The following is a 24,637-nucleotide window of genomic DNA, read 5'->3' as shown; positions in this document are numbered from 1 at the left end:
GGACAACTGCAAGCAGTTCGCTATCTCCTCCGCAGGTCCAGTGTCCCGGTCATCCGACCGGTTGCTCGACGAGATAGCGCGACACGCTTCGCAGTTTTTCGCAGGTTTCCTCCAGTTCCCGTTCCGGAGTCGATTCGCCGACGACGCCGGCGCCCGCCCGCAACCAGGTCCGCCCCTCATGCCTGAAGACACTGCGCAGCACGAGTGCGGCATCGAGTTCGCCGTCGAAATCGAGTGTCAGTACGGCCCCGCTGTAGAGCCCGCGCGTCGGTTCGGAGCGCCCGATGAAGTCGCAGGCGGCGCGTTTGGGGATGCCCGACGCGGTGATCGCGGGGAACAGCGCGGCGAACGCGCCCCATTCCGATTCACCCGCCGCGAGCATGCCCGAGAGGCGGGACGCGAGATGCTGGACGCTGCCGCGCTCACGCACCTGCATGAACTCCTTTACCGCGACCGAGGGCGGGGTACACACCGTGGTCAGTTCCTCGGCTGCCAGCCGCACCGAGATGGCGTGCTCGAAGACCTCCTTGGGATCACGATAAAGTTCTTCGCGATTCCGCTCGTTCAGCTGTTCGTCCGCGCCGAAGGCCCGCGTACCGGCCAGAGGTTGTGCGGTCACCTCTCCCGACGGGGTCACCCGCGTCACGATTTCGGGGCTGAATCCCGCCACCTCCCAGCCGCCGAGTGAGAGGAGGTAGGACCGTGCCGGTGTGTTGCCCTCACGTCCGGCCAAATAGGTGCGGGCGAGATCGATCTCGAAGGGTACTTCGACCACGCGGGAGAGAATGACCTTGTCGAAGACGCCGCCCCTGATCGCCCCGACGCCCTCCGCCACCAAGGCCTTGTACCCCTCGGCGGAAGCACCGTTCAGGAGCGGCTCCATCAGATCCTGTCCCACGGGCTCCTGGGGCGCCAGTGGGATCAACCGCTGTTCCAGCCGGCCCAGGTCGTCCTCGGTGACACCGCGCAGTCGAGCGATCCCGTCCCGGATCCGCACCTCCCGACGAGGGATCATGAGCCGCAGCAACGTATCGTCGGCCGGTGTGCCGTCTCGCGGTGTGATGGCCAGCTCGAATTTCGCCCAGCCGTAGGCGCGCCATCGCTCGATGTCCACTTCGGACAGTTCCTCCGAGACGCGAGCCACCTCGTCGGCGTTCGAGAAGGTGAATTCCCGCAGGGGGTCTTCGGCGAAGCTCGGCTGATCCGGTTCTTCGTAAGCGACGTGGTCACATTCCGAAGTCGCGCTCAAGGCCGCGGCCATGGCCACCGGTGAGTGCCGGAGCGGGATCAGACGTTCGAGATACTGCGTCTAGGGGCTCCCCTGAGAAACGGTCACACCACCGCGGGGCGGTGTGGCTTGCGGATGTGCCGGGATGTGTTCGAGTCGGACAGTGGCTCGCCGTTCACCGATCAGCGCGGCCTCGAGGTCGAGTCGCCCGGCACGACGACACGGATCCCCATCTGGCGGTCGATCTCGTCGCGAGGGCGGCACTAGGCCCGGCCCCGGACAGCTGACGCATCACGTCGCGTAACGCGATCAGATGGTTGGAGAAATGAGTGAATGATGCCCAAGGTCGAACAACTGCCGGTAAACGATTTCGTTCACCGCCGCGACCGGTTCGCCTGCGACCGTGAGCGTCGCAGCCACCCGCAGTACCTGCGGGCCGTTGGCGTCGATCGCCGAAGACGGGGTGACAGACTGGGTGTGCCGCCGCACTCCCTGACGGCTGAGTATCAACCCGAGCGGCACCTTTTTCGAATCGAGGGCCTGTCGGGCGTCCCGACTCAGGCGGTGATCGACCACGACGGCACTTACCTCGGCCACCGGCTGTCGCGTACCCAGCGATCGGACTTCGAGGTATCCGCGCCGAAACACCACGTTGCTACCCAAGGGAATATCCAGCTGCGAGGCATACTCCGCTGTCACGGGACGATACTCGTGGCGCAGTGACGAGTATTCGACCGGGGCCTGCAGCCAGCGGGCGATGGTCCCGGTGAAGGTATCCGTATCGCGAAGCAAGGCGGCGAGGGTCCGCACCTTGCTCTCGACATCGTTTTCGTATTGCACGAGCGGAACCTCCCTATTCTTCGACCGCGGACCACGGCTTCGTTCCACAGGCCGGCGATGACGAACCCGGTCACAATGTCGCGTCGAGCCATTCCCTGATCACCTGGCTGGTCCGACCTGATTCGGTCCCGACTATGCTGAAATGGTCGGATCGCACGGTCCGCACCGCGTGCGCCGGCTCACCGGGCTCGGCCAGCGAGCGGGACACGTCGCACATGTCGCCGGAGAACGGTTCGGTGGCCTGGACGAACAGCACCGGCGCGGCGACCGGGTCGAACCGCAGGTCAGACATCACCGCGAGCCAGCGACCCATAGCGGAGAACCGCTCAGCGGTGATTGCACCGAATGTCGGCTCGGCCGAAAACATCCGGCGCAGGACCTGGTCAAGGGGAACCGAGGGATCGTCGAGCCGGAACGTGTCGATGAGAATCACCGCGGAGGGGTGGATCTGCCGTCTGGTCTGGAGGTAGTGGGCGGTGGCGTAGGCCAGTGCTCCGCCGGAGGAATGCCCCAGCAGTACGAACGGGTCACCCGCGCCGGCCCGCAGCACGCTTTCGGCGACCACCCGTACCGCGGCCTCGCCAGTGGCCGGCAACTTCTCGGCCGGCCCGAACCCGGGCAGGGAGATCGCCGATACGGGCATGACGCCCTGGAAGTGCGCGGCGAGCCGCGCGTGCTGGTGGACGCCTCCGTCGGCCATCGGTGAGCTCAGGGTGATCAGCCGAAGGCCGGGCGGCCCATCGGCCAGAGTGGTCGGCTCAGGCAACGACCCCAGCTCGTCGACGGAGGCGAAGGACGGGCGGAGATCCGCGACCGCGCGCATGAGGCCGAAGGCTTCGCCGACCTTTCCGGCATCCACCGCACCGCGGATCAAGGAACAGACCGAGTCCGGGTGGCGAGGTTCCGGTGCGGGCAGTGCGGCTTTCCCCATGCCCGGCCGCTCGGCCATCGCACGGCACACCGTCGCGGCCAGCCCATTCGGGGTCCTGCTCTCGAATACGGCCATCGCGGGCAGCTTCAAACCGGTGACCTGGTTGAGTTTGTTTCGTAGCTCCATCGCCGTGAGCGAGTCGAATCCGCTGTGCAGGAAGTCCCGGTTCGGATCCACCTGGGACGGATCGCTGTAGCCCAGAACCGCGGCGGCATGGGATCGCACCAGGTTCTGGACGAGCCGCGTCCGCTCGTCTTCGTCCAACCCCGCGAGCTCCCCGCTCAACAAGCCCGAGGCGGTCGTAGTGGCCGCGACAGCTCTGGTCGCGGCGCTCAGCCGGGTGGGCGGCCGGACGATACCGTGCCATACCGGTCGCGCCGAACCGCGCCGGATCGCGGGCAGGTCCACGCGCATCGCCGCGAGCAGCGCGGGACCAGCGGTGACCGCGGCGTCGAAGAGGCGGAGTCCGTCCTCATCGGACAATGCGTTGATGCCGGCACGCGAAATCCGAGCGCGGTCCGTCGCGGTCATCGTGCCGGTCATGCCGGTATCGGATTCCCACAGGCCCCATGCCACCGACACCGCCGGCAGGCCACGAGCCCTGCGGTGAGCGGCCAGCCCGTCCAGGTAGGCGTTGGCCGCCGCGTAGTTGCCTTGGCCGGGACCGCCGAGCAGACCGGCGATCGAGGAGAAGAACACGAACAGCCCGGGTGGGCGGTCGAGGGTGAGTTCGTGCAGATGCCACGCCGCGTCGGCCTTGGCTCGAAGCACGGGGTCGAGACGGTCGACGGTCATCGAGCCGATCACGCCGTCGTCGAGCACCCCCGCCGCGTGCACCACTCCGGTCAGTGGGTGCTCGGGGGAGATCGCGGCCAGTACCTCGGCGAGGGAAGCGCGGTCGCCCACATCACAGGCGACGATCTCCACTGTCGCACCGCGACGGCTCAGCTCGTCGCGAAGTACGTCCGCACCGGGGGAGTCCGGCCCCCGGCGGGAAAGCAGCAGGAGACGACGCACGTCGTACCGCTCGACCAGATGCGTGGCCAGTAGCCGGCCCAGCGTGCCGGTCCCACCGGTGATCACTACGGTGCCGTCGGGGTCCAGCGTCACCGGCCCGCTGTGCGCCGGTTGCCTGGCGAGCCTGGGCACCATGATCGAGCCGGACCGGAGGGCGACTTCGGGTTCCCCCGAGGGGAGGATCGGCGGGAACGTCACCGGGTCAGCTGTGTCGACCAGGACGAACAAGCCCGGATTCTCCTGCTGGGCCGAACGGACCAGACCCCATACCGCGGCCTGGACCGGATCGGTGTCCTCGTCCTTACCGGTGGTCACCGCGTGGCTGGTCAGAACCACCGATCGGGTCTCGGTGGCCGCACCGTTCCGCAAGGCTGTGACCACGTCGGCGAGGATGGCCCGCAGATCCCGTTCCGCCCGCACATCCAGCACGGCATGGTCGGGCGGCGAACACTGATCCTGCCGCAAGGCGGTCCAGTCGATCCGGAACAGCGACTCCCGCGCCGCGTCCGCCCGGGAAAGACCATCCGCCAGCCGGCGAAGGACCAGAGATTCGACCCGCGCGACCGGAACACCTCGGTCATCGGCGATGTCGATGGCGAAATCACCGGCCGCGTCTTCACCGGGTCGTAGCCGGACCCGCAGTGCCGTCGCCCCGGTGGCGAACAGGCTCACTCCCCGCCATGAGAACGGCAACAGCGGGCCACCGGAATGGTCGCCGAGCAACGCCGCCGGATGCAGGGCCCCGTCCAGCAGCGCCGGGTGCAGCCGGAAGGCGGACGATTCGCCAAGCAGCCTGTCCGGCAGCTCAACCTGGGCGAACAGTTCGGAATCGCGCTGCCAGACCGCGCGCAGGCCGCGGAACATCGGCCCGTGCACCACGCCGGCGCCGGCAAGTGCGTCATAGATGGTGTCCGGATCCACCACGTGGGCTCCCGGTGGTGGCCAAGCGGCGAGGGTGAATCCGGGTGCGGCCGTATCCGGTCCGAGCTCTCCGGTCGCGTGCTTCGTCCACGACTCGTGACCTTCGACCCTGGAATGAATGGTGAACGCGAGGCAGCCGTCTCGTTCGTCGCCAACGCGAACCTGAAGCTGGACACCACTGTGGTCAGGCACCGCCAGTGGGGTCAGCACGGTCAGCTCGTTCACTCGCCCGTGGCCGAATTGGTCACCGACTTGGAGCGCCAGTTCCAGCAGGGCCGCTCCCGGGATCACCACCGTGTTGTCCACGCGGTGATCGCCCAGCCAGTCGAGCTCGGCCAGGCAGATCCGGCCGGTGAACACCGAACCGTCCTGCTCGGGATCTTCGACGAGGGCCGAGACCAGCGGGTGGGTGATGCCCTGCTGACCGAGCCCAGCCGCACCCGCCCGTGTCGTGCGGCCACGCCAGAAACGACGACTTTGGAAGGCGTAGGTGGGCAGGTCTGTGTGCTGTGCTCCGCTGCCGTCGAACAGACTTGCCCAGTCGACGGCCAAGCCGCGCACGTGGCCTTGGGCCATCGAAGTCAGAAACCGGCGGATACCGCCCTGGTCGCGTCGCAACGTTCCGACTGCCGATCCGGCCTCGCCCACCGTCTCCTGTATCGCCGGTAGGAGCACGGGATGCGGGCTTATCTCGATGAAGTGAGCGAATCCCGCGGACACCAGGGTTTCCACGGTCGAGGCGAACCGCACCGGTTGGCGCAGATTCTCGTACCAGTAGTCGACGCCGGCCTCCTGCCCGCGCATCGACCTGCCGGTAACCGTGGAGTACCAAGGAATGTCCGCGGGCTGCGGGTCGATACCGGACAGGTCTTCCAGTAGCCGGTCTCGGACGCACTCGACGTGTGCGGAGTGCGACGGAAAGCTGGCCGGGACAACGCGGGCCCGGACACCTTCGGCCCGGTATTCCTCGGCCAGCTCGGTGATGGTGGCGGCATCCGCGACAAGGACCGCCGAAGACGGCCCGTTGTAGGCGGCGACGCTCACACCGGGCCGTCCCGAGATTCGTCGCTCGAGGTCCCTGGTCGACTCGACCGACAGCAACAGACCGGTACCGATCAGCGAGGAACACAGCACGGCACGACGCACGACTATCTGGACAGCGTCGCGCAACGAAAGAACACCGGCGATGTGCGCGGCGGCGATCTCACCCTGGGAATGGCCCACGACAGCGTCGGGCAGGACACCATGGGACTGCCACAGCCTGGTCAGCGAGACCATGATCGCGAACAGGACCGGCTGGACGACCTCGACGCGCTCCAGCGCGGACTCGTCCGCGATGACCTCGGTCAAGGACCATCCGACGAACTCGTTCAGCGTCTTCTCGCACTCGCGCATGGCATCCGCGAACACTGGGGCGGAACCGAGCAGTTCGACCCCCATACCGACCCATTGCGCACCTTGGCCCGGAAAGACGAACACAGTCTGGCCAGGCAAGTCCGAGCGGCCGGTCACCGCCGCGCCGGGCTCGCCGAGAGCCAGTGCGGCCAACTCGGCGCGATCGGCGCCGACGACCACGGCACGATGCTCCAGCCTCGCCCGTGTCGTAGCCAATGAATACCCCGTGTCCATGGGGTCGGCACCCGCGTCCAGGCCGGCGAGCAGCCGCGCAGCCTGATCTTTCAGAGCCGCCGACGTCGCCGCCGAGAGGATCAACGGCACTGCCGGCAGTGGTGTCCGCGCGACGGACGCAGCACTCTCGACTGGTGCCTGCTCCAGGATGACGTGCGCGTTGGTGCCGCTGATCCCGAACGCCGAGACGCCGGCGCGCCGCGGCCGTCCGGTCGCCGGCCATGGCACCGGTTCGGTGACCAGGCGCACGGCTCCTGTGGTCCAGTCCACGTGGGGCGACGGTTGGTCGACATGCAGGGTCATCGGTACCACGCCATGGCGGATCGCCAGGATCGTCTTGATAACGCCGACCACACCGGCGGCGGCTTGGGTATGGCCAAGGTTCGACTTCACCGAACCCAGCAGCAGTGGGCGAGTCCGGTCCTGTCCGTAGGTCGCCAGCACCGCCGTTGCTTCGATCGGGTCGCCGAGCTTCGTGCCCGTGCCGTGCGCCTCCACCATGTCCACATCGGAGGGTGAGAGCGCGGCGTCGGCCAGGGCCCTGCGGATCACCTGTTGCTGAGCCAGACCGTTGGGTGCGGTCAACCCGTTCGAGGTGCCGTCCTGATTGACGGCGCAGGCCTTGATGACACCGAGTACTTGGTGACCGGCGCGGCGCGCGTCCGAGAGACGTTCGAGGACGAGCATGCCGACGGCTTCCGACCACGCGGTACCGTCCGCCGATGAGGCGAAGGATTTGCACCGTCCATCGGCGGAAAGGGCCTGTTGCGCGGCGAACTCCACGAAGGTGGCCGGAGTCGACATGACCGTGGCGCCACCGACCAGCGCCAGCGAACACTCACCGTCGCGCAGCGAGTGCGCCGCGAGCTGGATGGCAACCAGCGAAGACGAACATGCGGTGTCGACGGTGAGCGACGGGCCCCGAAGCCCCAGCACGTAGGAGATCCTGCCGGACGCGACACTGCTCTGGTTGCCGGTCATCGCGGCGCCGTCGAAGCCCTGCGTCGTCTCGTTCGGGCGTGGCAGATAGTCCGAGGCCATCATGCCGACGAAGACCCCGGTGTCACCGTCGCGCAGGGAACGCGGATCGATCCGGGCATGTTCGAGCGCTTCCCAGCATGTTTCCAGCAAGAGCCGCTGTTGCGGGTCCATCGCGGCGGCCTCGCGTGGCGATATACCGAAGAACTCGGCGTCGAACCAGGCCGCGTCGGTCAGGAAGCCACCGCCGCGGGCGTACGCCGCGACCGCGCCGAGGTCCCAGCCACGGTCGGCGGGCAAGTCGCCGACAGCGTCCCCGCCTGTCGTGAGCAGGTCCCACAGCCCGGCCGGTGACGTGATACCGCCTGGCAGCCTGCAACCCATACCCACGACGACGATGGGGTCCTCGTCGCTCGGACGTGCTGATCGCGGCGCGATGACCCGGTCCGGACCGGGTCGGCCTGCGGCGACCAGGCTAATCAGACACTCAGCCAGCCGGCGAGGTGTCGGCAGGTCGAAGGCAACGGTCGTCGGCAGGTCGAGCCCGGTCGCGTCGACCAGTTCCGAACGCAGCCTGACCGCGGTCAGTGACCGTAAGCCATAGTCGGTGAAGACCTGGTCCGGCCCGATCTGATCGGCGCCTCCGAGCACCGCGGCGACCCGCGTCCGCACCAGCTCCAGCGCCGCGGCGAACCGCTCTGCGGGGCTCAGCGCCACGAGTCGCTGGGACCACGTCGACGCCGCGGCTGAATCGCCGCTGCTGAGCATCGCGGCCAGGCGGCTCTTCGCGATCTTTCCGGTCGGTGTGCAAGGCATCTCCTCGACCACGATCAGCTCGGCGGGAATCTTGTACTCCGCCGTTCCCTTCGCAACCAGATGCTCGACGACGTCTCCGAGGGTGACCGACGCGTCGTCGCGGACCGTCGCGACCAAGCAGGGGTACTCGCCGAGCCGATCGTCTTGGCGGCCGACGACCCCGACCTGCCGCAAGCCCGGGAGATCCGCGAGCAGCGCCTCGACTTCCGTCGCACTGAACTTCACGCCGCCGACGTTGATCAGATCCGCGTCGCGACCGCGGAAAGCGATCGTGCCGTCCTCGTTCAGGCCGGCCCGGTCGCCGGTCCGCAGCCAGCCGTCGGCGGTGAACGCGGCGCGTGTCAGTTCGGGGTCCGCCAAATACTCCTTGAACAGAGATCGACCGCGAAACTGCAACTGACCGGTCTGTCCGATGCCACAACGGCCGCCGTTGTCCCCGACGATCCGTACTTCACCGTCGGATACGGGACGGCCGACGCTCTCGCTCGCGGTCTCCGGCGGGTCGGCAGGCCGGGTGTACAGGCCCCCACCCAGTTCGGACATGCCCCAGTGAACGATCACCCGCGCCTTCATCAGGCGGCGCGTCTGCTCGACGAGGGTGGCAGGCACCGCCGCGCCACTGATCCGCACCTCTCGCAGCGCGCATTCGTTCGCGTGTCCGACAGTGTCCAGCCGCGACACGACATCCCGGATCTGGGTGGGTACCGCGAAGAGCACCGTCGGATCGACCTGCCGCGTCAATCGCAAAAAGTCATCGACGTCCCAGCTGGGCAGCAGCGCTTGCCTGCCCCTGGTGACCAGACTCAGGTGGACGGAGAGCAGACCGAACAGGTGGGTGAGCGGGCCGGCGCTGATGATTTCGTCGGTACCCAGTGCCTGGCCATCAGCGGCGGTCGTGGCGGCATTGGACAGAAGGCTGTCGTGGGTGTGCACGCAGATCTTCTGGCGTAGCGAGGTCGTCCCCGAAGAGGGCAACAAGACGAACGTATCGTCCGGCGAAATGCGTACCGGCAGCGGTGCCGCACCCTGCCATCGTCGTTTCAGGTCGTCGAGCCGGCGCAAGTCGCCGAGTACGCCGTCCGGCTCTCCTGAGATCAGCACCTGCCTGAGCGCCGACGAGTTCGCGAGCAGCTGCCTGCCGAGCTCGATGCCGGATCGCCCTCGGTTGTCGGCAGGGAGCACGATCGTGCCGGCGCCCGTGCGTTCGAGCAGCGAGCGAAGTTCGGCCACCCCGAGGCCGAGGTGCAGCGGAAGCATCACCGCGCCGGCGGTGGCGATAGCGACGTGAAGAGTGAGGAATTCCCAACAGTTGGACAGGTGGACGGCGACCACGTCGCCCTGCTCGACTCCCGACTCCTGCAACCCCCGAGCAAGCGCGTTCGCCTCCGCATGCCATTGTGCCCAGGAACGGTAGCGTCCGTCGGCGAACACAGCAGGCTCGTCCCGCCCGGCATCCGCGGATTCGGCGAACAACGAGGGAAGTGTGTAGCGCATGCTCACTCCTAAACGGGTCTTGTCCTAACCACGTCGATTCCGCATGCGTGCCGAATAACTGGTCTGCTCGCCGGCGCCGTGGCGTCGGCGGACCTCGGACCTGGCTATCTTGCCCGACGCGGTGGTGGGCAAGGCATCGACGAACTGCACGTACTTCGGCACCTTGTACTTGGCCAGCCGGAGTCGCAAATGAGCAAGCACCGCCGCCTCGGTGATGCGGGCATCGGGATCGGCGACGACCAGCGCCTTACCGATTTCACCCCATTTATCATCCGCCACACCGATTACGACACAGGCCGCAATGCCGTCCATGTCGTGTAACACGTCTTCGATCTCCGCGGGGTAGACGTTCTCGCCGCCGGAGATGATCACATTCTTGATTCGGTCGACGATGAAGAAATAGCCATCTTTGTCGACGACACCCACATCTCCGGTGCGAAACCATCCGTCCTCGAAGACTTCCTCAGTGGCTTCGGGTTGTCCCCAGTAACCCGGCATCACATTCGGACCACTGACCATAATCTCCCCTGGAACTCCGCTGGGGGCCTCCAGTCGATCAGCGTCGACTACTCGCACATCGGTGAAGAACGAAGGCACACCAACAGACCCGGCCTTGACGTGAAGATGCGCGCGGTCGAGCATCAGCACGCCGGCCGCTGTCTCGGTGAGGCCGTATCCCTGGGCGAAGTGCAGTCCAAGGTCGAGATATCGGCGGATCGTCGTCAACCGTACGGGCGCGCCACCGCACACCAGTCTCCGGACGCTGGAAAGATCGACGTCCGCCCAACGTGGCCGACTCGCCATCATTTCGAACATCGTCGGCACACCGAACATCATCGTGATGCGTTCGCGCTCTATCAATGCGAGCACCGCGTCCGGGTCGAAAGAGGCGACAAGGAAGGCTGTGCCCCCTTTCAACAGAACCGGCAGGCATGTCATGCCCAGTGCGGCCGCGTGGAAGAGCGGCGCGACGATCAGTGCCCGCTCATCGCTCGCCACATCGCTTTCCACGATGGCGTTGAAGCAGTTCCACGTGAGATTGCCGTGCGTAAGCATTACGCCCTTTGGCTTTCCTGTGGTGCCCGAGGTGTAGAGGATCAGGCACACGTCCTCCAGGCTTACGTGCTCGTCGGGGGGAAGGTCAGCGTGGCCGATGCCGTCGAGTTCGGTGCACGCCAAGGGGCGAACACCACACCGTTCCCGGTCGATTCCGGCGATCTTCTCGGCCATGCCTTCGCCGTAGACCACGATCTTGGCCGCACAGTCCACAAGAATCTCGTCGAGTTCCCCGACGGGGAGCCTGAAGTTCAGCGGAACGAACACCGCGCCGAGCATTCCGGTCGCGAAAAGTACTTCGAGGTACGACGGATGGTTCGGACCGAGATAGGCGACCCGGTCGCCCCGGCCGATACCGAGGGCACGCAGCCGGCCCGCCAACGTGGTGACTCGCACATCGAGCTCGGCAAACGTGGTGACTTGATCCTCATACCAGATCGCCACGTTCGCTGGACTCATTCGGGCTCGTCTGGCAGGCCAGGAACCTATGCCTTGGTTTCGCACTGTTCCTCCCTGAGGCATGGTTGTTCCACCAGCGAAGCCCGCATTGCGGTCAGCTCAACGAATGTGTCTCGCCGCCCGTCACCAAGCGCCGATCAGAAACTGGCTGCGCGACGCCGATTCAATCAGACGAACCCGCTTCAAACCGCGCTCCAATCAAGGGCTGCCCGAGTTCACCCTGAGGTCTTTCCACTTTCAGCCAATCCACCCCCGCAGTATTGACTATTCAATCCAGAAGTGGTACGAGCTGACGATCTTTCAGGGCGTCCCAACCTGGGCCGCCACTCCCTGGTCTTGTTCGACGGCCTCTCGCTTCTGCCGATCCTCGGCCGCGGCTGGCGACCCGATAGAGCCCCGAGGGCAGCACTACTACCGTCCTCGGGGCGATCACCATCGGCACACCTCTGCCATCTGTCACGATGCGAGGACGCCGTCGCCGTCAAATCGGCAATACCGGACGTTGCCGCAACGCGGCCATAGGCCCAGGCGGCGTGGAGCGTCGCGGTCAGGTGATTGATGCCGGATCAGTGAGCCAGGCCTTCAGGTCGGCGACCGCTTTCATCTGCTGGCTGACATGAACACCATGCCGAGCTTGCGGTCGTGGCTGCTCGTCATCCTCGTCAGGCACCCTCGCCGTACATCTGGCCTGCCAGAGTCTGCCCTGTGCACTGGAAGTGAGCAGTCGGGGCGGACCGGGTCCCTGCCCCGAAGGTCTCAATATGTTCCCGTCGCACCCAGGCTCCGGTCGTCGACACGGGCAAAACCCTAGGGAAGAAAAATCGCGCCCATATCAGGGGATTCGATCTTCTTTCCCTTTGGCTCAGAATGATGTGGACATAGAGGCTTGGTCGACAGTGTGCATGGCCAAGAATGTCCGTCGCTGACAGTCGTGTACACCGCGAGATGCGCGGACTGCCCGATATCACCGGAGAATCTGTCCAGATTGCCACCCTCCTGCACCGGGCGGACGTCCCGTGCGGCGCAGCGGCCCGTGGTGCCAGAACGATCCGGGCGGCGTCGGACACGTCGGTGGGTTCCGGCCGGGTCTGTCCCGGAGCCACGTGCAGCAACCGCTGCCGTGGTTTGACCGGCGTGGCGGGTGGCGTGCACTTCCATGAGATGTCAACATCGCTCGATGTGCCTGGGCGGTCGAGGCAGATTCACTAGACGAAAAACTCGGTCGAAGTCGACCGCGGTCGTGATGGTCAGGTATCGACTTAGGATCGTCGCCAGTAGGCAACAAGATGTCGATCGCCGATCCCTTGGATTTCCCATGAACGCGTCTTTGGCAAGCAAGTCGGAAGAGGACACTTTCGCCGGCGGCATAGGTCATTCGGCCGTGGACAAGGCGATGGTCGTCCTAGCGTCGTTGATCACAAGCGAAGTTCCACTTAGCCTTACCCAACTCAGCCAGCATAACCGCCTCGCGAAAGCGACAGTGCACAGGGTACTTGCTGCGCTCCTGGCCCACGGCATGATCGTCAGAACAGGTGACAAATACTATCCAGGTGGGATGGTGCAGCCCGATCGCAGTGGCGACGATGGATTCGTCGCTTCGCTCCGCCAGCACGCCACACCTTATCTTGTCGATCTCCATCAGATGACCGGTCATACCGCGAGTATCAGCGTACTGGCCGATGAGTCGGCTCAAGTCGTGAATCAGATCTTCGGGCACCGGACGCCAAGGTTGCCGAATATGGTCTCAGCCACTTCGCGCTTTCCGCAAACCGCGATAGGCCAGGTGCTTCGCGCATATCAGGTGGGGCAGGACATCGGACACCCCTCTGCGCCGACGGCCGACCAATTGTGGGAGATCCGCCGTATCGGGCTCGCGCAGGTAGACGACGTCGTCCAGAAAGTCACGAACATCGCGGTGCCGCTCACTGGGCTGCAGCGCCCAGCCGCTCTTGCGGTTACAGGCCATTTCCAACAGGTCAACCCCCTTATTGCGGCCAGGGCGCTCAGGCGGGCGGCCTTCGAGTTCGGCAGGCGGTTGATGGCGTATCGGATGGTCACGGACCGGTGTTGTTGAACGATCTGTTGACTACGTCTGGTAGGTGTAACACCAGGGCCGGATACTGTGGTCGAACCCTAGGTCGGCGAGCGAATCCGCGAAGCCTTCGTATCCGTCAACGGTGGCGGGTGGCAGTCTCCCCGTAACAGCGGTCGACCTGCGAAAGTGCGGCTCCCGGGTGCCTGGGTGTCCGCATGGGTGTTACGTCCAGTAGTCGGTCGCCGTCGAGAAGTGCCCTGCGGCTCGCCGCGCCCGGCGGCATGGCCACCGCGAGCAGACCACTGGAGAGAAGCACGACTTCGGGTACGGCCCGGTCGGTTCCTGCCAGAGTGTGGGGCTCGGCATGATCGGCACACCTTCCCTCTAGGTCTGGCGATCGGACGAGGATACGCAAAAGGTCGCCCGGCCCGTCTCCAGACGTTCTTAATGCGGATCGTGGGGCGGTGATGAGGAGACGACGCCTCGCATGGGCAAGTCCTCAGAGTATGCCGATCTTGGCTATGCCTACAGTAAACTGGTCGAGCCGCGGGTTGACCCATTTGGCGCAAATCCATACCACGATCGTGTGATGCTCTGGTTGTGTCCCATTTGGGTCAGGGAACAGCGACCGCGGGCGGTTATCGTCCTGGCCATGGAGAACTCCTGGAAGAGCGGGGAGGCCCGGCAGGTAACGGGGCCGCGCGCGGTACGGGACTCCATGGTTCGTGTCGAAGTCGAGTCCATCTGGGATCCCCTGCCGAAGCTTCATGAAGGATGCCCGGCTACGGCCGCCCTCGCGAAACTGCTTCAGTGCACCGACCGGCCCGGAGCCGTCCGGGAGGCGGAAATCGCGCTCGCCGACGATTCCTGTACGAAGTACGCACGCTGCGTTTGGTACGGGGTGTCGGTGCTGATCTGTGCCGGCGAGCTTATGAGGGCGGACACGCACCTCAGGAAGCTCGAGAACCTCTCTGACGACCCGCTGGACGATGTCGTTACCCTTTTACGGGCTCAGCACGCGAAGCACGTCGGGGACGTGCTGGGCATGAGGAAACTGCTGGATCGGCTCATCTCCTCGTCGCCCCACCGCTTTGCCCATGATCTTGCGATGCCTTTTCTCGTCGAAGCGCTTGCTACAGCCGGAGAAGTCGCAGCCGCTGAGGCCGTTCTCGATGAGTACGATTTCGATGAGCTGCTCGCAGGACGGCCCGCCGTCCGTCCTCTGCTGCTGGCCATCCGGGGAGAGCTCCATCTGGTGGCGGGTCGTCCCGCCGCGGCCTTGACGGACATGCTGGCATGCTTGCGGGGCCCCGTCTCCGATGTGGCCGCCCATTCCTCGCTCGTGCGTCGCCGGGGAGTGGCGGCACTGGCCGCCGCTGCTGATGGGCGGTTCGAGTTGGCCTCCGCGTTGGCGAAAGAAGAGGAAGAGGCCGCTCGGGGCTGGGGCGGGCTGGCTTACGTCGGCTGGGCGCAGTATGTGCGCGCCATGGTCGAAGAACCCCATAGACCGTCCAGGCTACTCAATGACGCCATCGACCTGCTGGACGCCACCCTGTCACCTGCCGGACTCGCCGCGACCCTTTACGAGCAGGGCGTCCGGCTGATGGAATCCGGCGACGACACCGCAGCGAGAGAGCAATTCAAGCGAGTCGGACAGTTGGCCCGGCGGCTGGGCAATACGAAGGTCGCGGAAATGGCCGACAAGATGCTCAGCGAGCTTACACAGTATCTGCAGCAGACGTCATTGACCGCGCAGGAGCTGAAGATCGCGGAAATGGCGCAAGCAGGCTACAGCAACAAGCAGATCGCGGAACGGTTGGTGCTCACCGTGCGCACGATCGAATTCCACCTTTCCAACGTATACCGCAAGCTCCGGATCTCCGGTCGACGCGCGTTGATGCACAAGACGCTGGAGACCCGCCCCGAAGGTCACCGCTTGCAGGAGAAGTAGGTGCCCGGCCGCCGCCGTCCGGCCCTGATGTACCGCTCCAAGAAAGGTGGGATTGGGAATCATGATCCTGCGCGCTTCACGATTGAGCTCGGGCAAAGGACTCCGACCGCTTTGTGTCCTCTTATTTCGTCGCGCTCAGAGAATACTTCACGGTGGGAGACGCATAAAGACATCCCGCTAGCCGCGTCGATGGAAACCGGCAGGCCGCCCTTTCGCGAGTCTCGCCGGGAACTTCGAGCGGCATGTCGAGGCACGGCAAGGTAGTGTGCTGCGGCCACGGGATCGTCGGGCAGTGAGTCAAGGGGCTCTCTGGTTATTTGTCATGGGTTTCGAGAGGTTGGGATGCAGCGGAGTTCGATGTGGACGGGGCTGGCCCGGCCGGTGCCGTCGCGGCCGTCCCGGGTGACGACAGTATTCACGTCCTCGGACAGTTCGGTGCAATGAGCGGGGACTGGCGCAGGCGGGATTCCAGCGTAACGGCTGCCCGGAGCGATGGAGCCGTGCAATGGCGTGTGGTGATACTCGGCTTCTTGGTCGTCGTCCTCGACGGCTTCGACGGCGTCACGCTCGGCCTGGTGATTCCCACCCTCGTGAGCGAGTGGAGGATCGACGCGGCCGCCTTCACCCTCCCGCTGGTCATCGCGAACATCGGGCTGGTCATCGGGTATTCGAGTTCAGGCTGGGCCAGTGCTCGAGTCGGACGACGTCGCGTGATTCTCTCCGGCACGGCGCTTTTCGCCGTCGGATCGGCGTGGACAGCCGTCATCACAACGTTGCCGCCACTGTCGATGGCGCGGCTGTTGACGGGGGTGGGACTCGGGATCATCGTGCCACCGGTGACCTCGTTGGCGGCCGACAACGGTCCCTCCCATCGGCGGGAGACGATCACGGTGCTGGTCAGCCTCGGCCTTGCCGTCGGGCCGACCATCGCGGGGGTCACGGCGGGCAGCCTGATGAGCGCTTATGGCTGGGAGTCGGTCCTGTGGGTCGGAGCGGCGCTTCCGGCGTTGCTGATGCCATTCCTGTGGTGGGGTATGCGCGAACCTGCCGAGAGTGCGCGAGGGCGACCCGAGAGAGGCCAAGCGGCGGTTCGGAACCTTTTCGTCGTAAGCCTTCGTCCGGTGACACTGCGGCTTTGGGCGATCTCCCTGCTGGTCGTTACCACGATCAGTGTCATCACCACCTGGGCGCCGGTGCTCGCGACCGACTATGGGCTGCGGCCTACCGAAGCTCCGCTCGCGATCGCCGCATTCGGTCTCGGCGGTATGCTCGGTGGCTCGGTCTTGGTCCTGCTGACGACCCGTTTTCCGGCGGCCACCGTGATCGTCGCGACCGCGGGGCTGGGCGCGGGCCTCCTCCTCGTCGCGGCGCGGGTGCCCCTGAGTCACGTCGGTCTGCTGATCGCCCTGGCCGGTATCGGGATGTGCTTGATCGCCTCGATCAACGGCCTCATGGCCGTGGCCATGTCGAGGTACCCTGGTCCGCTTCGGACCACTGGAGTCGGATGGGTCATCGCGCTCGGCCGCATCGGCGGCATTATCGGCCCGGCCTACGGAGGCGCGCTCGCCGCGACGCGAATTCCGGCTCAGGACATAGTTCTGGCCACCTGCGTGATCATGAGCATCGCCGCTCTGCTGAACCTCATGCTCGCCCTCCACATCCGGGGACGCGCTGAACCTTGTGATCGGTCGTCGGCCTCAGTGCGGGACTCGGATCTGTCCTGAACTGCCGTGAAGAACGCCGACTCCGCGTGGACCACGATCCTCCCGGTCGCACCGCAGCCAGCAGGCCGTCCCGCCGGCCACCAGGGCTGCGACCTCACTGAAAGGGTCACTACCAGGGCCCGGCCGCCGACGTCTGGAGGCCTACAAAATGGGCACCATGAGGCAACGTAGTTCGCTTCGTCCGGAGATCGCGAGCTTGCGGTACGTATTCGAGAGGTGAAACTCCACAGTCGAGATCGCCAAGCGCAAGCTCTTGGCGATCTCTTCGTTGCTCAACCCGGTCTGGGCGAGGTTTGCGACTTCACGTTCTTTCGAAGACAATTTCGAGGTGACGCCCGCTGCCGTCCACCGTCTTATCGCGTCGTCAGCACGGACCTCCCATGCCCTGTTGCCTATCGCGATCGCTGTTTCCCGGGAGTCCAGGAGGGCGGTCCGGGCCGCATCGTGGCGCCCTTCCAGCTTCAGCTTCACCGCGAGTTCGTACTGGGCTTCCATCAGGGTGTTCCGCGCACCACTGCGAGCCAGCAGTCCGGCCGCCTTCTTCAAGAGCTCGATATCCCGGCCCGCGGTGGACACCAGGCCGACCGCACGCAAGGCAGTACCGATGACGCGCGCGGTACCCCAGCGTCTCGCCTGGGTGAGTTCCTCCTCGGCAAGGGCGAGCGCGAGGGTCCCGCGCCCTGTCGCGGCGGCGCAGAGCGCCGCGCGTGACCGCCACGGGATGACGGCGGGATTGGTGACCCCCCAGTCGGCGAGCTCTCGGCCGCAGGCGATGAAGTCCTCGAAGGCCGACTCCGGTTGCCCGATCGCCCGCTTCAGGCGACCGCGCGCCGCGAGGACTTCAGCGCGATCGATGACGCCGTCCAAGGTGCCGCTGAGACCATGCGTGCGCATCAGATCGTCCGCACGATCGAGATCACCGAGATCGACCAAGGCCTCGATGGCCCAGGCCACCGCGACCTCGGTGAATTGCTCCCCGACACCGTCGGCGATAGCAGGAAGCAGCAGTCGCACGGCGGTGACAGAGTCTCCGTTGAGAGCCGTGACACGAGCTCGGAGCACTGTGAGCGTCGACGAAGTCGACCATCCCAAACGTGTCGTGGCACGCTCGCAATAGCGCTGAGCCGTATCACCGTCGTCGAGGTATGCAAACGACAGAACAGAATACCAGAAACTGCCGACATCTCGCCAGTTGAACGACTTCAGGGCCCGGTGGGCCAGTTCGGCCGCTTCCAGAGGTTGGTTTCCTTGGTTCACCAGCAACATCGCTTGCGTCGCGCTCAGGCGCTCCGGCGGAACGGGATAGCCGTGCCGGCCGGAGGTCTGCGGCCCAGGTCGGGGACTGCCCGCGACGTAGACCAGCCCACCCAGGTCCGGTCCGACGATGTCGGGGGAGCCCATCGAGAGGACCTGGTGCAAGGTGCTCAAAGCGGCCTCGTTGGCTTCACACCATCGGCCCAGCTTGCTCAACCGTGCCCGTTCCTTACGCGCGGCCTCGATTGCTTCAAGCGCGGCCGCCGCATCATCCGGCTTGCCCAGTTCGGTCATGCTCTCCCTCGTCCCGCCTACCTGCTCTGTCGCCAACCGGCCTGGCCACAGCGGATCGGGTCGCGAAAACGCATTCGCGGGCCGTTTTCCACCACCTGGGCGGCGGACATCCTTATTTATCGTACTTCGACGGGCGCAGCCGGCCATCCTGGCCGGACCGTCAGGGCGCGATTCTTGCCTCTGCGGCGGTGGCCGGGATGGGTCGTGAGTGGTGACGACGGGTCCGACTCAAGGAGCCCCTGGGGTTCGCGAGAGTGGACGTTGGCTCCCGCGGGACGGCCGTGACTTCTGGCTGCGGTTCAGCATGATGGCTGTCTACGTGACTGTCGGAAGAGCCGGCGGGCGGACAAACGATTCACGTTCCGACTCTGGAAGCCAGTACACCTCCTTTTCGGCTCACACAGCACCCTTGCCGGTTCAGATATCGACGTGTCAATCAGCGCGGACGACGATGCTCTCGATAACGTGTTCGGCGAATCTGCCATCGCGCTGCCAAAATCGTGGGACGCGCCAAAGACCTTTGATCCCAAGCAGTGTTCGCCGCGCGTCTGGTTGGATTCGATCCCCCCGCCCGCGATCAAGCCCAGCGTCCGGCGGGCGTCCGGAATCGCTTGCCAGCGAAGGAAAATGTTGATATCACTACGTACGGCCGTGTGACAGCGCGGTCCTCACTGGGGTCGACAACCAAAACTGGGGCTACGAAAAATGAAGAGAATCCGTTATGCGGTGGCCATTCCGGCCATCGCAGGCACCATGCTGGCCGGGCTGACGCCCGCCTTCGCGGATCCCGCCGAAGGAGCCGGGGCGCTCAACTCCACCCCTGTTCCATCGCGATACGCGAGTCAGCAGCTGAACTGGCATCCATGCGCCGCCGACGAACTGCCGTCGGCACCGCCGCCTGGAGCCGAGAACATGGAGTGCGCGACCTATGTGACTCCGCGGGACTGGTACCGGCCCGAAGAGGGGCGGGACCTCACCATCGCGGTCAACAGGCTTCCGTCGTCCGGCCCGGCGACGGAGTCGGTGTTCGTCAACCCCGGCGGACCCGGCGCGGACGGCCGGTCTTTCATCTCCCGGCTGCGCAACCAGAAGCGGGTGCGGGTCAACCAGGAGATCATCGGTTTCGACCCGCGCGGAACCGGTATGAGCACGAAGATCTCCTGCGGCGGCGTACCCGCCTCGATCCCGAATGTCGATTCACGGGATCGGTCCCCCGCGAACCTGCGACGCGCCCTCGACAACCAGCAACGCGCGGCGGAGGCCTGCCAGCAGTACTCCGGTGACCTCGGCCCACTGATCAACACCGACCAGACCACTCGGGACATCGATCTGTTGCGGCTGCTGCTGAAGCGATCGAAGATCAACTGGGTCGGCTACTCGGCGGGCACGTGGCTGGGCGCCCACTACGCGCAGCGGTTCCCGCAGCACGTCGGGCGGTTCGTGCTGGACTCCGCCGTGAACTTCACCGCCGTCAGCTGGCGTGAGGCGATGTTCCGCCAGCAGGCGCTCGGCTTCGAACGGCGCTGGCAGCAGGACTTCCTGCCTTGGTTGGCCAAGTACGACAACGTCTACCACTTGGGCGCCACCGCCAAAGAGGCTCTGCAGACCTTCGAAGACATCCGCGCGGCCGTGGCTGCCCGCCCGGTCGAGTACGGCGGAACAACGATCACGCCGGACGACTTCGGCTCCTTCGCCGTAACCGGGGTGTACAACAAGAACCGGTTCCACTGGGCGGCCACCTCGCTGGTCAACATCCGCGAGCTGACCCGTCAGGAGGCCACGGCCGAGCAGAAGGACGCGGCTGTCCGGCAGCTCAAGCAGGCCGAGCAGAACTTGGCTGCCGACCAGCTCGGGCCGCGGCCCGCCGCGGTCGTCGACGACTCGTACCAGGCGAGTTTCTGGACGATCCAGTGCAACGACGGCCCCTGGCCCGGTGACCGCGAAAGCGTCGTCGCGGAGTCGCAGCGCTACATCGACAAGGGGTGGATGCTGCTCGGCCCGTCGCGGCACTACCAGGCGTGCATTTTCTGGAACAAGCAGGGAACGCCGACGCAGGTCGTGAACGGCCGGGGCGTTCCGCCGGTCCTGATGATCCAGTCGGAGAAGGACCCGGCGACGCCGATCGAAGGCGCCCGCCTCGCGCACGCGGGGTTCGAGGGCTCCCGGATGATCACCGTCTCCGACGAAGGTGACCACGGCCTCTACGCGGCCACCCCTGTCCCCAACAAGCGACTGGACGACATCGTCGACAGCTATCTCGCCGACGGCGTCCTTCCCCAGGATCAGACAATCCCCGGGGTCCCGCTGCTGGCACCGCCCGGCGCATGATTAAGTGAAGCGAGCCGGGCCTCTGCTGGTGACCGATCCCCACCAGCGGAGGCCTGGTCTCCTCAGACTGTCCTGTAGGAGCCTTCGGCAGAGGACGCTTCTGCCCCGAAGCCGCACGAACCAGGACCGGGCTCTTCCGAGTCCGATTAGGACCTTCACGCTCGCGCGTTTGGTCCGTCCACTGTCCTTCGCGGCACCGGCTTCACCAGCCGCTGTACCTTCTCCGGCTCCAACGACCGCACGAACCTCTCCGGCTTACGTGCCATTGCTCACCCGTCGGCACGCCTCTCGCAGTTCGCTGACGGCCTCTACCCAGTGGTCGGCGAGAGCTGCCGACGTGTCTGGACCACCAGCCGTGAGTACCGAGAGCGTCGCCCGGTTTTTATAGCGGGTCAGAATGCTGAAGCAACCGTGCTGGGGTGGCAGCCACGGGATGGCGATGACGTTGTCCACTGGGGTGCCCGCCACGGTCAGCGGTGCGATGGAGCGGAAGCTGGATGCGGTCAACGCGACAGTGCGGCGGTCTCCGAGCCGAGCCAGGCAGGCGAATGCGATCCGCACGGGCACGTCATCGGTCAATGCCCTCAACGCGGATTTTCCGGTCACGATCCTGTTACGCGACGCGCGTGACATCACCCGCCGCAGCCGACGCCAAGGGTCCGGTTCGCCGCAGGGCAATCCGACTGGCATCAAGCCGATCAGGTTCCCGGTCGTCACGTCTCCCTCTGCTGGTTCTCTGGTGTCCACCGGGACGCACACAGGCAGCACACGACGGCGGTCTCGCTCGGACCTTCCGGTGAAATCCAGCGGGCTCCACCGCCGGATCGCTCCGCTCAATGCGGCCAAGTGCGCCTGGCCGACCGTCGCCCCGCTCGCCGCGCTGATGGTGCGCAGGTCCGAAAGGGGAACTGTGCGCGACGTCAGGTGGCGCCCGGCGCCCGGGAAGGTAGGCAAGGTGGCGATGCCGGCCGCGGGTTTCCGGGTCGCCAGCAGGATGGGAACGGCGCGCAGCGCTCGCCACGGTCGGGATCGACGCTTGTCCGATTGCCCGGCGTTCGCGGTAGCGGTTTTTCTGTCCCCGAAGAGCTGTTCAAGAGTGCGAATCATCGAGGTGCCGTCCTGCGCGGCGTGGTGGACGACGTAGCCGAGTCCCCAGTTGTCGCCGTCTCCGGGCAACAGCCACATTCGCCACAGCGGCCGTTGCCGGCCCGGATCCGACTCCAGCCACATATGCGCAGGCTCGGGCCGCACCGCCAGATCAGCCAATTCGCCGACATGCGCTCGCAGGTCGAAGTGGGGATCGCGCTCCCAGCGCAGATCACCGTCGTGTGTGGAGGCAAGGCGGTGAGTCAGCACAGGAGGGGTGTCGAGGTGCTCGCTGACCAGCGCCCGCAACATGTCCACGCTGGGTGCAAAGCCCCGCAGTTGAAGCAGGGCGCCGAAGTAAAGGTCGGTCGGCGCGCAGATATGTTGCATGTACATGAAAGAACGAGTCAACCGGTCCACGCGTAACGTCATGTCCGGTTTCGCGGGAACGGTGTCAGGAGTCGCCACAGTCGCCTTTCTGTTTCAGGGGCCTGAACCGGACTGGGCCGCAGCCTCCCGCTCACTTGAAAGCACAATCTTCGGGTATTGCCGAATAGTCATCGACGCTTCGCCCGGGTAAGTGTCAAAGAAAGTCAAGTAGAGCATCCGGCCGCCTAGGTGACTTCGACACTGGGGACTTTCGGGCACGGAAGCTGCCTGACAGTCGTAGCGTGATCCACCTGATTACGGAACAGGGGCTCAGGTCATCCGGCCGACCCGATCGACGCCGCGCTGGTCACCGCGATCCGCACCGAGGCTGCCTGCGACTGGCCTGTGGTTGCTGCTGCGTAAAAGTACACACTCGTGGAGTCCTTCGGGCACACCGACGCGCACGAAGTAGCGCGCGGCTACACGAACAGCAAACCTTCACTTGGCGTCACTGGGCGAGAACCACGACGCACACGTGTGGTGACCGCTCTGCGAACCCTGCCTGGGCGAACTCCTGGCGCTCACGAGCGCACAGCTCGAACGGAGTGGACGATGAACACCACCGCAGTTGCCCGAGCATCGATGCCTTCCACCGGAAAGCCTTTGGGGCTCACCTTCCCGGCATTGTTCGCCGCGGCGTCCACCCCGAACCCGTCTTCGGTCGCCGTGACCGATGGCGGCCGTTCGTGGACTTGGGCGCAGTGGCAGGCTACAGCCACCCGGATACTTACCCAACCTCAGTTCTCGAAGGGTAAGGCGCATGTGGGGTGCTGGACATCGCGCTCGCCGGGTCTGTGAAGGCCTACTTGCCTACCCTGAAGGTAGTGGAGGGGTCCTTCACGCTGCCGCCAGCCTGACACACGTGCCTCCCCACGAGGATGATCCGGCCGGCGTCCGCTTCCCGGGCCGCAGGCCGTCACCGAGGACGGTGTCGGCACACCTCTCGTCATTCCGACCTGGCCGAATCCGGCGCCGGTTCGACTGCACAGACCGTTCACCATGGCTCTCGGCAAGGCAAATGATCCGCAGCGTCGGCTGTCCGTTCGGTTACTTTGCCTCAGTGTCTGCGTCCGGCGCGGTCGGACCGCCCTGGGCCTCGGCAACCTGTCCGAATCGCCGCGGCCGCCGAAGCGGGGCAGCCACCTACTCAGCGTAGCGGGTCGGTACCCGACTGGCGGTTCCGTGGCCAGGAACGGCGTGTTTAGGGGAAATGAAGTCTCGATGGCAACACTGGGGACCATGAACAACGAGGTAACCCCATCAACGTCCGCGAACGTCTCGATCAAGCACGTGGCTCACAGTCACGACGTCGTCTTCGTAAGGGCGATTCCGAACGTGGATGATGTGCTCGTCGATGTCGAACTGCGCTACGACACCACGGATCCTTTCGCGATCAGGGCGCGTTTCCTGCGTGAGACCCCGAACGAGATCGACTGGTTGTTTTCGCGTGAACTCCTGGTTGCCGGCCTGCTCGCGCCCTCGGGAGAGGGCGACGTCCGGATCAGCCCGTCGACCACGAACCCCGAAGGGGTGCGGATCGATCTGAAGACACCTGACGGCGCCGCCAGCTTCACTATCGGAGCCGAAGACCTGAAGGACTTTCTGGACTGCAGCCATGCCATGGTGCCGCGTGGCGAAGAGTTTCTTTGGATCGACTTCGAATTCGAGCTTCACCGTATTGTTTCCGGCTGAGTGTCGCGTCGGCTGAGGTCGCCCCTCGGTCCCAGCTGACGCGCTCCGTCCATCTTGAGGGTCGACTTCATGAAGTCCACGTTCAGTCGCACCGCGACGGCCCATGGACGGTGTGCACAGAACTTTCCGGCTTCTCCGACCGGGTCTCGATATCGGCAGGCAGGGGTGTTCTCGCCCGGGATGTGCCCGCACCGAATGCGTCCTTGGGTGTGATGTATCTGGTGACCGAAGTGGGGGAGAAATATCCTTTGGCTGATGCGGAGACCGTTGCCGCGCTGGGTTATACGGAATCGGCGGCGGTTGCGGTGTCGATGCGATTGCTCGATTTGCTGCCGACCGGGCCGGTGCTGAGTGTGGGTGCTGCCCGTCAGGCTCAGGCCGTGCGGCCTTGATCGCGGCTGTTCTGCTCGTAAGGGGAATCCCTACCGGAGGCCTGGAGGGCCGCGGAAAGCGGATTCGGGGCTGGTTCGGGATT

The 24,637-nt window shown here is 65.5% G+C and carries 12 protein-coding genes; 6 read left to right on the top strand and 6 right to left on the bottom strand.

The window, feature by feature from the left end; translation table 11 throughout:
- Positions 1–49: 49 nt before the first annotated feature.
- The 4 genes from AVL48_RS22690 to AVL48_RS22675 form a co-directional block, all read right to left on the bottom strand.
- Entirely contained in the window at positions 50–1,249 is a 1,200-nt protein-coding gene (locus AVL48_RS22690; protein WP_244162668.1) for a salicylate synthase, read from the bottom strand.
- Between the two features lie 288 nt (positions 1,250–1,537).
- A complete protein-coding gene (locus AVL48_RS22685; RefSeq protein WP_061988586.1) occupies positions 1,538–2,068 on the bottom strand; it encodes a hypothetical protein in 531 nt (176 codons plus the stop codon).
- A gap of 70 nt (positions 2,069–2,138) precedes the next feature.
- Positions 2,139–9,854 carry a type I polyketide synthase gene (locus AVL48_RS22680; protein WP_074038326.1) on the bottom strand — a complete coding sequence of 2,572 codons (7,716 nt, stop codon included), beginning with the start codon at positions 9,852–9,854 and terminating at the stop codon, positions 2,139–2,141.
- Positions 9,855–9,878: 24 nt separating this feature from the next.
- Positions 9,879–11,369 carry an acyl-CoA synthetase gene (locus AVL48_RS22675; RefSeq protein WP_279626674.1) on the bottom strand — a complete coding sequence of 497 codons (1,491 nt, stop codon included), beginning with the start codon at positions 11,367–11,369 and terminating at the stop codon, positions 9,879–9,881.
- Positions 11,370–12,684: 1,315 nt separating this feature from the next.
- Here AVL48_RS22675 and AVL48_RS22670 point away from each other — a divergent pair.
- From AVL48_RS22670 to AVL48_RS22660, 3 genes are all read left to right on the top strand, one after another.
- Positions 12,685–13,443, top strand: a complete 759-nt coding sequence (locus AVL48_RS22670; RefSeq protein WP_244162670.1) for a helix-turn-helix domain-containing protein — start codon at positions 12,685–12,687, stop codon at positions 13,441–13,443.
- Between the two features lie 613 nt (positions 13,444–14,056).
- Positions 14,057–15,355, top strand: a complete 1,299-nt coding sequence (locus AVL48_RS22665; RefSeq protein ID WP_244162671.1) for a helix-turn-helix transcriptional regulator — start codon at positions 14,057–14,059, stop codon at positions 15,353–15,355.
- 500 nt (positions 15,356–15,855) lie between these two features.
- Positions 15,856–17,079 carry an MFS transporter gene (locus AVL48_RS22660; RefSeq protein ID WP_244162672.1) on the top strand — a complete coding sequence of 408 codons (1,224 nt, stop codon included), beginning with the start codon at positions 15,856–15,858 and terminating at the stop codon, positions 17,077–17,079.
- A 141-nt stretch (positions 17,080–17,220) separates the two neighbouring features.
- Here the strand turns inward: AVL48_RS22660 and AVL48_RS22655 are convergent, their stop codons facing one another.
- Complete coding sequence (locus AVL48_RS22655) at positions 17,221–18,627, bottom strand: helix-turn-helix transcriptional regulator (protein ID WP_061988591.1); 1,407 nt, start codon at positions 18,625–18,627, stop codon at positions 17,221–17,223.
- Positions 18,628–19,332: 705 nt separating this feature from the next.
- Between AVL48_RS22655 and AVL48_RS22650 the strand changes: the two genes are divergently transcribed.
- Positions 19,333–20,955 carry an alpha/beta hydrolase gene (locus AVL48_RS22650; protein WP_061988593.1) on the top strand — a complete coding sequence of 541 codons (1,623 nt, stop codon included), beginning with the start codon at positions 19,333–19,335 and terminating at the stop codon, positions 20,953–20,955.
- A 255-nt stretch (positions 20,956–21,210) separates the two neighbouring features.
- On the opposite strand, the gene AVL48_RS22645 is transcribed toward AVL48_RS22650, so the two are convergent.
- Positions 21,211–22,509 (bottom strand): wax ester/triacylglycerol synthase domain-containing protein, encoded by a 1,299-nt coding sequence (locus tag AVL48_RS22645; protein WP_143178243.1) that lies wholly within the window; start codon positions 22,507–22,509, stop codon positions 21,211–21,213.
- Positions 22,510–23,709: 1,200 nt separating this feature from the next.
- On the opposite strand from AVL48_RS22645, the gene AVL48_RS22640 reads away from it, so the two are divergent.
- Both AVL48_RS22640 and AVL48_RS38460 read left to right on the top strand, forming a co-directional pair.
- Positions 23,710–24,162: an SsgA family sporulation/cell division regulator gene (locus AVL48_RS22640; RefSeq protein ID WP_061988598.1), complete on the top strand. Its 453-nt coding sequence runs from the start codon at positions 23,710–23,712 to the stop codon at positions 24,160–24,162.
- On the top strand, positions 24,117–24,554 hold the full coding sequence (locus tag AVL48_RS38460; protein ID WP_244162673.1) for a type VII secretion protein EccB: 438 nt from the start codon (positions 24,117–24,119) through the stop codon (positions 24,552–24,554). Before AVL48_RS22640 ends, AVL48_RS38460 begins: the two co-directional genes overlap by 46 nt.
- Positions 24,555–24,637 lie beyond the last annotated feature (83 nt).

It is taken from the genome of Amycolatopsis regifaucium, assembly GCF_001613935.1.
Taxonomy (GTDB): Bacteria; Actinomycetota; Actinomycetes; order Mycobacteriales; family Pseudonocardiaceae; genus Amycolatopsis; species Amycolatopsis regifaucium.
Note: the sequence above shows the minus strand (reverse complement) of the source record. Positions and strands in the feature narration are given on the sequence as shown.

What these genes read in the sequence shown, in the direction of transcription:
- AVL48_RS22680 (WP_074038326.1), bottom strand. Translation starts at nt 9,854, where the DNA reads ATGCGCTACACACTTCCCTCGTTGTTCGCCGAATCCGCGGATGCCGGG.
- AVL48_RS22675 (WP_279626674.1), bottom strand. Translation starts at nt 11,369, where the DNA reads ATGAGTCCAGCGAACGTGGCGATCTGGTATGAGGATCAAGTCACCACG.
- AVL48_RS22670 (WP_244162670.1), top strand. Translation starts at nt 12,685, where the DNA reads ATGAACGCGTCTTTGGCAAGCAAGTCGGAAGAGGACACTTTCGCCGGC.
- AVL48_RS22665 (WP_244162671.1), top strand. Translation starts at nt 14,057, where the DNA reads ATGGAGAACTCCTGGAAGAGCGGGGAGGCCCGGCAGGTAACGGGGCCG.
- AVL48_RS22655 (WP_061988591.1), bottom strand. Translation starts at nt 18,627, where the DNA reads ATGACCGAACTGGGCAAGCCGGATGATGCGGCGGCCGCGCTTGAAGCA.
- AVL48_RS22650 (WP_061988593.1), top strand. Translation starts at nt 19,333, where the DNA reads ATGAAGAGAATCCGTTATGCGGTGGCCATTCCGGCCATCGCAGGCACC.
- AVL48_RS22640 (WP_061988598.1), top strand. Translation starts at nt 23,710, where the DNA reads ATGAACAACGAGGTAACCCCATCAACGTCCGCGAACGTCTCGATCAAG.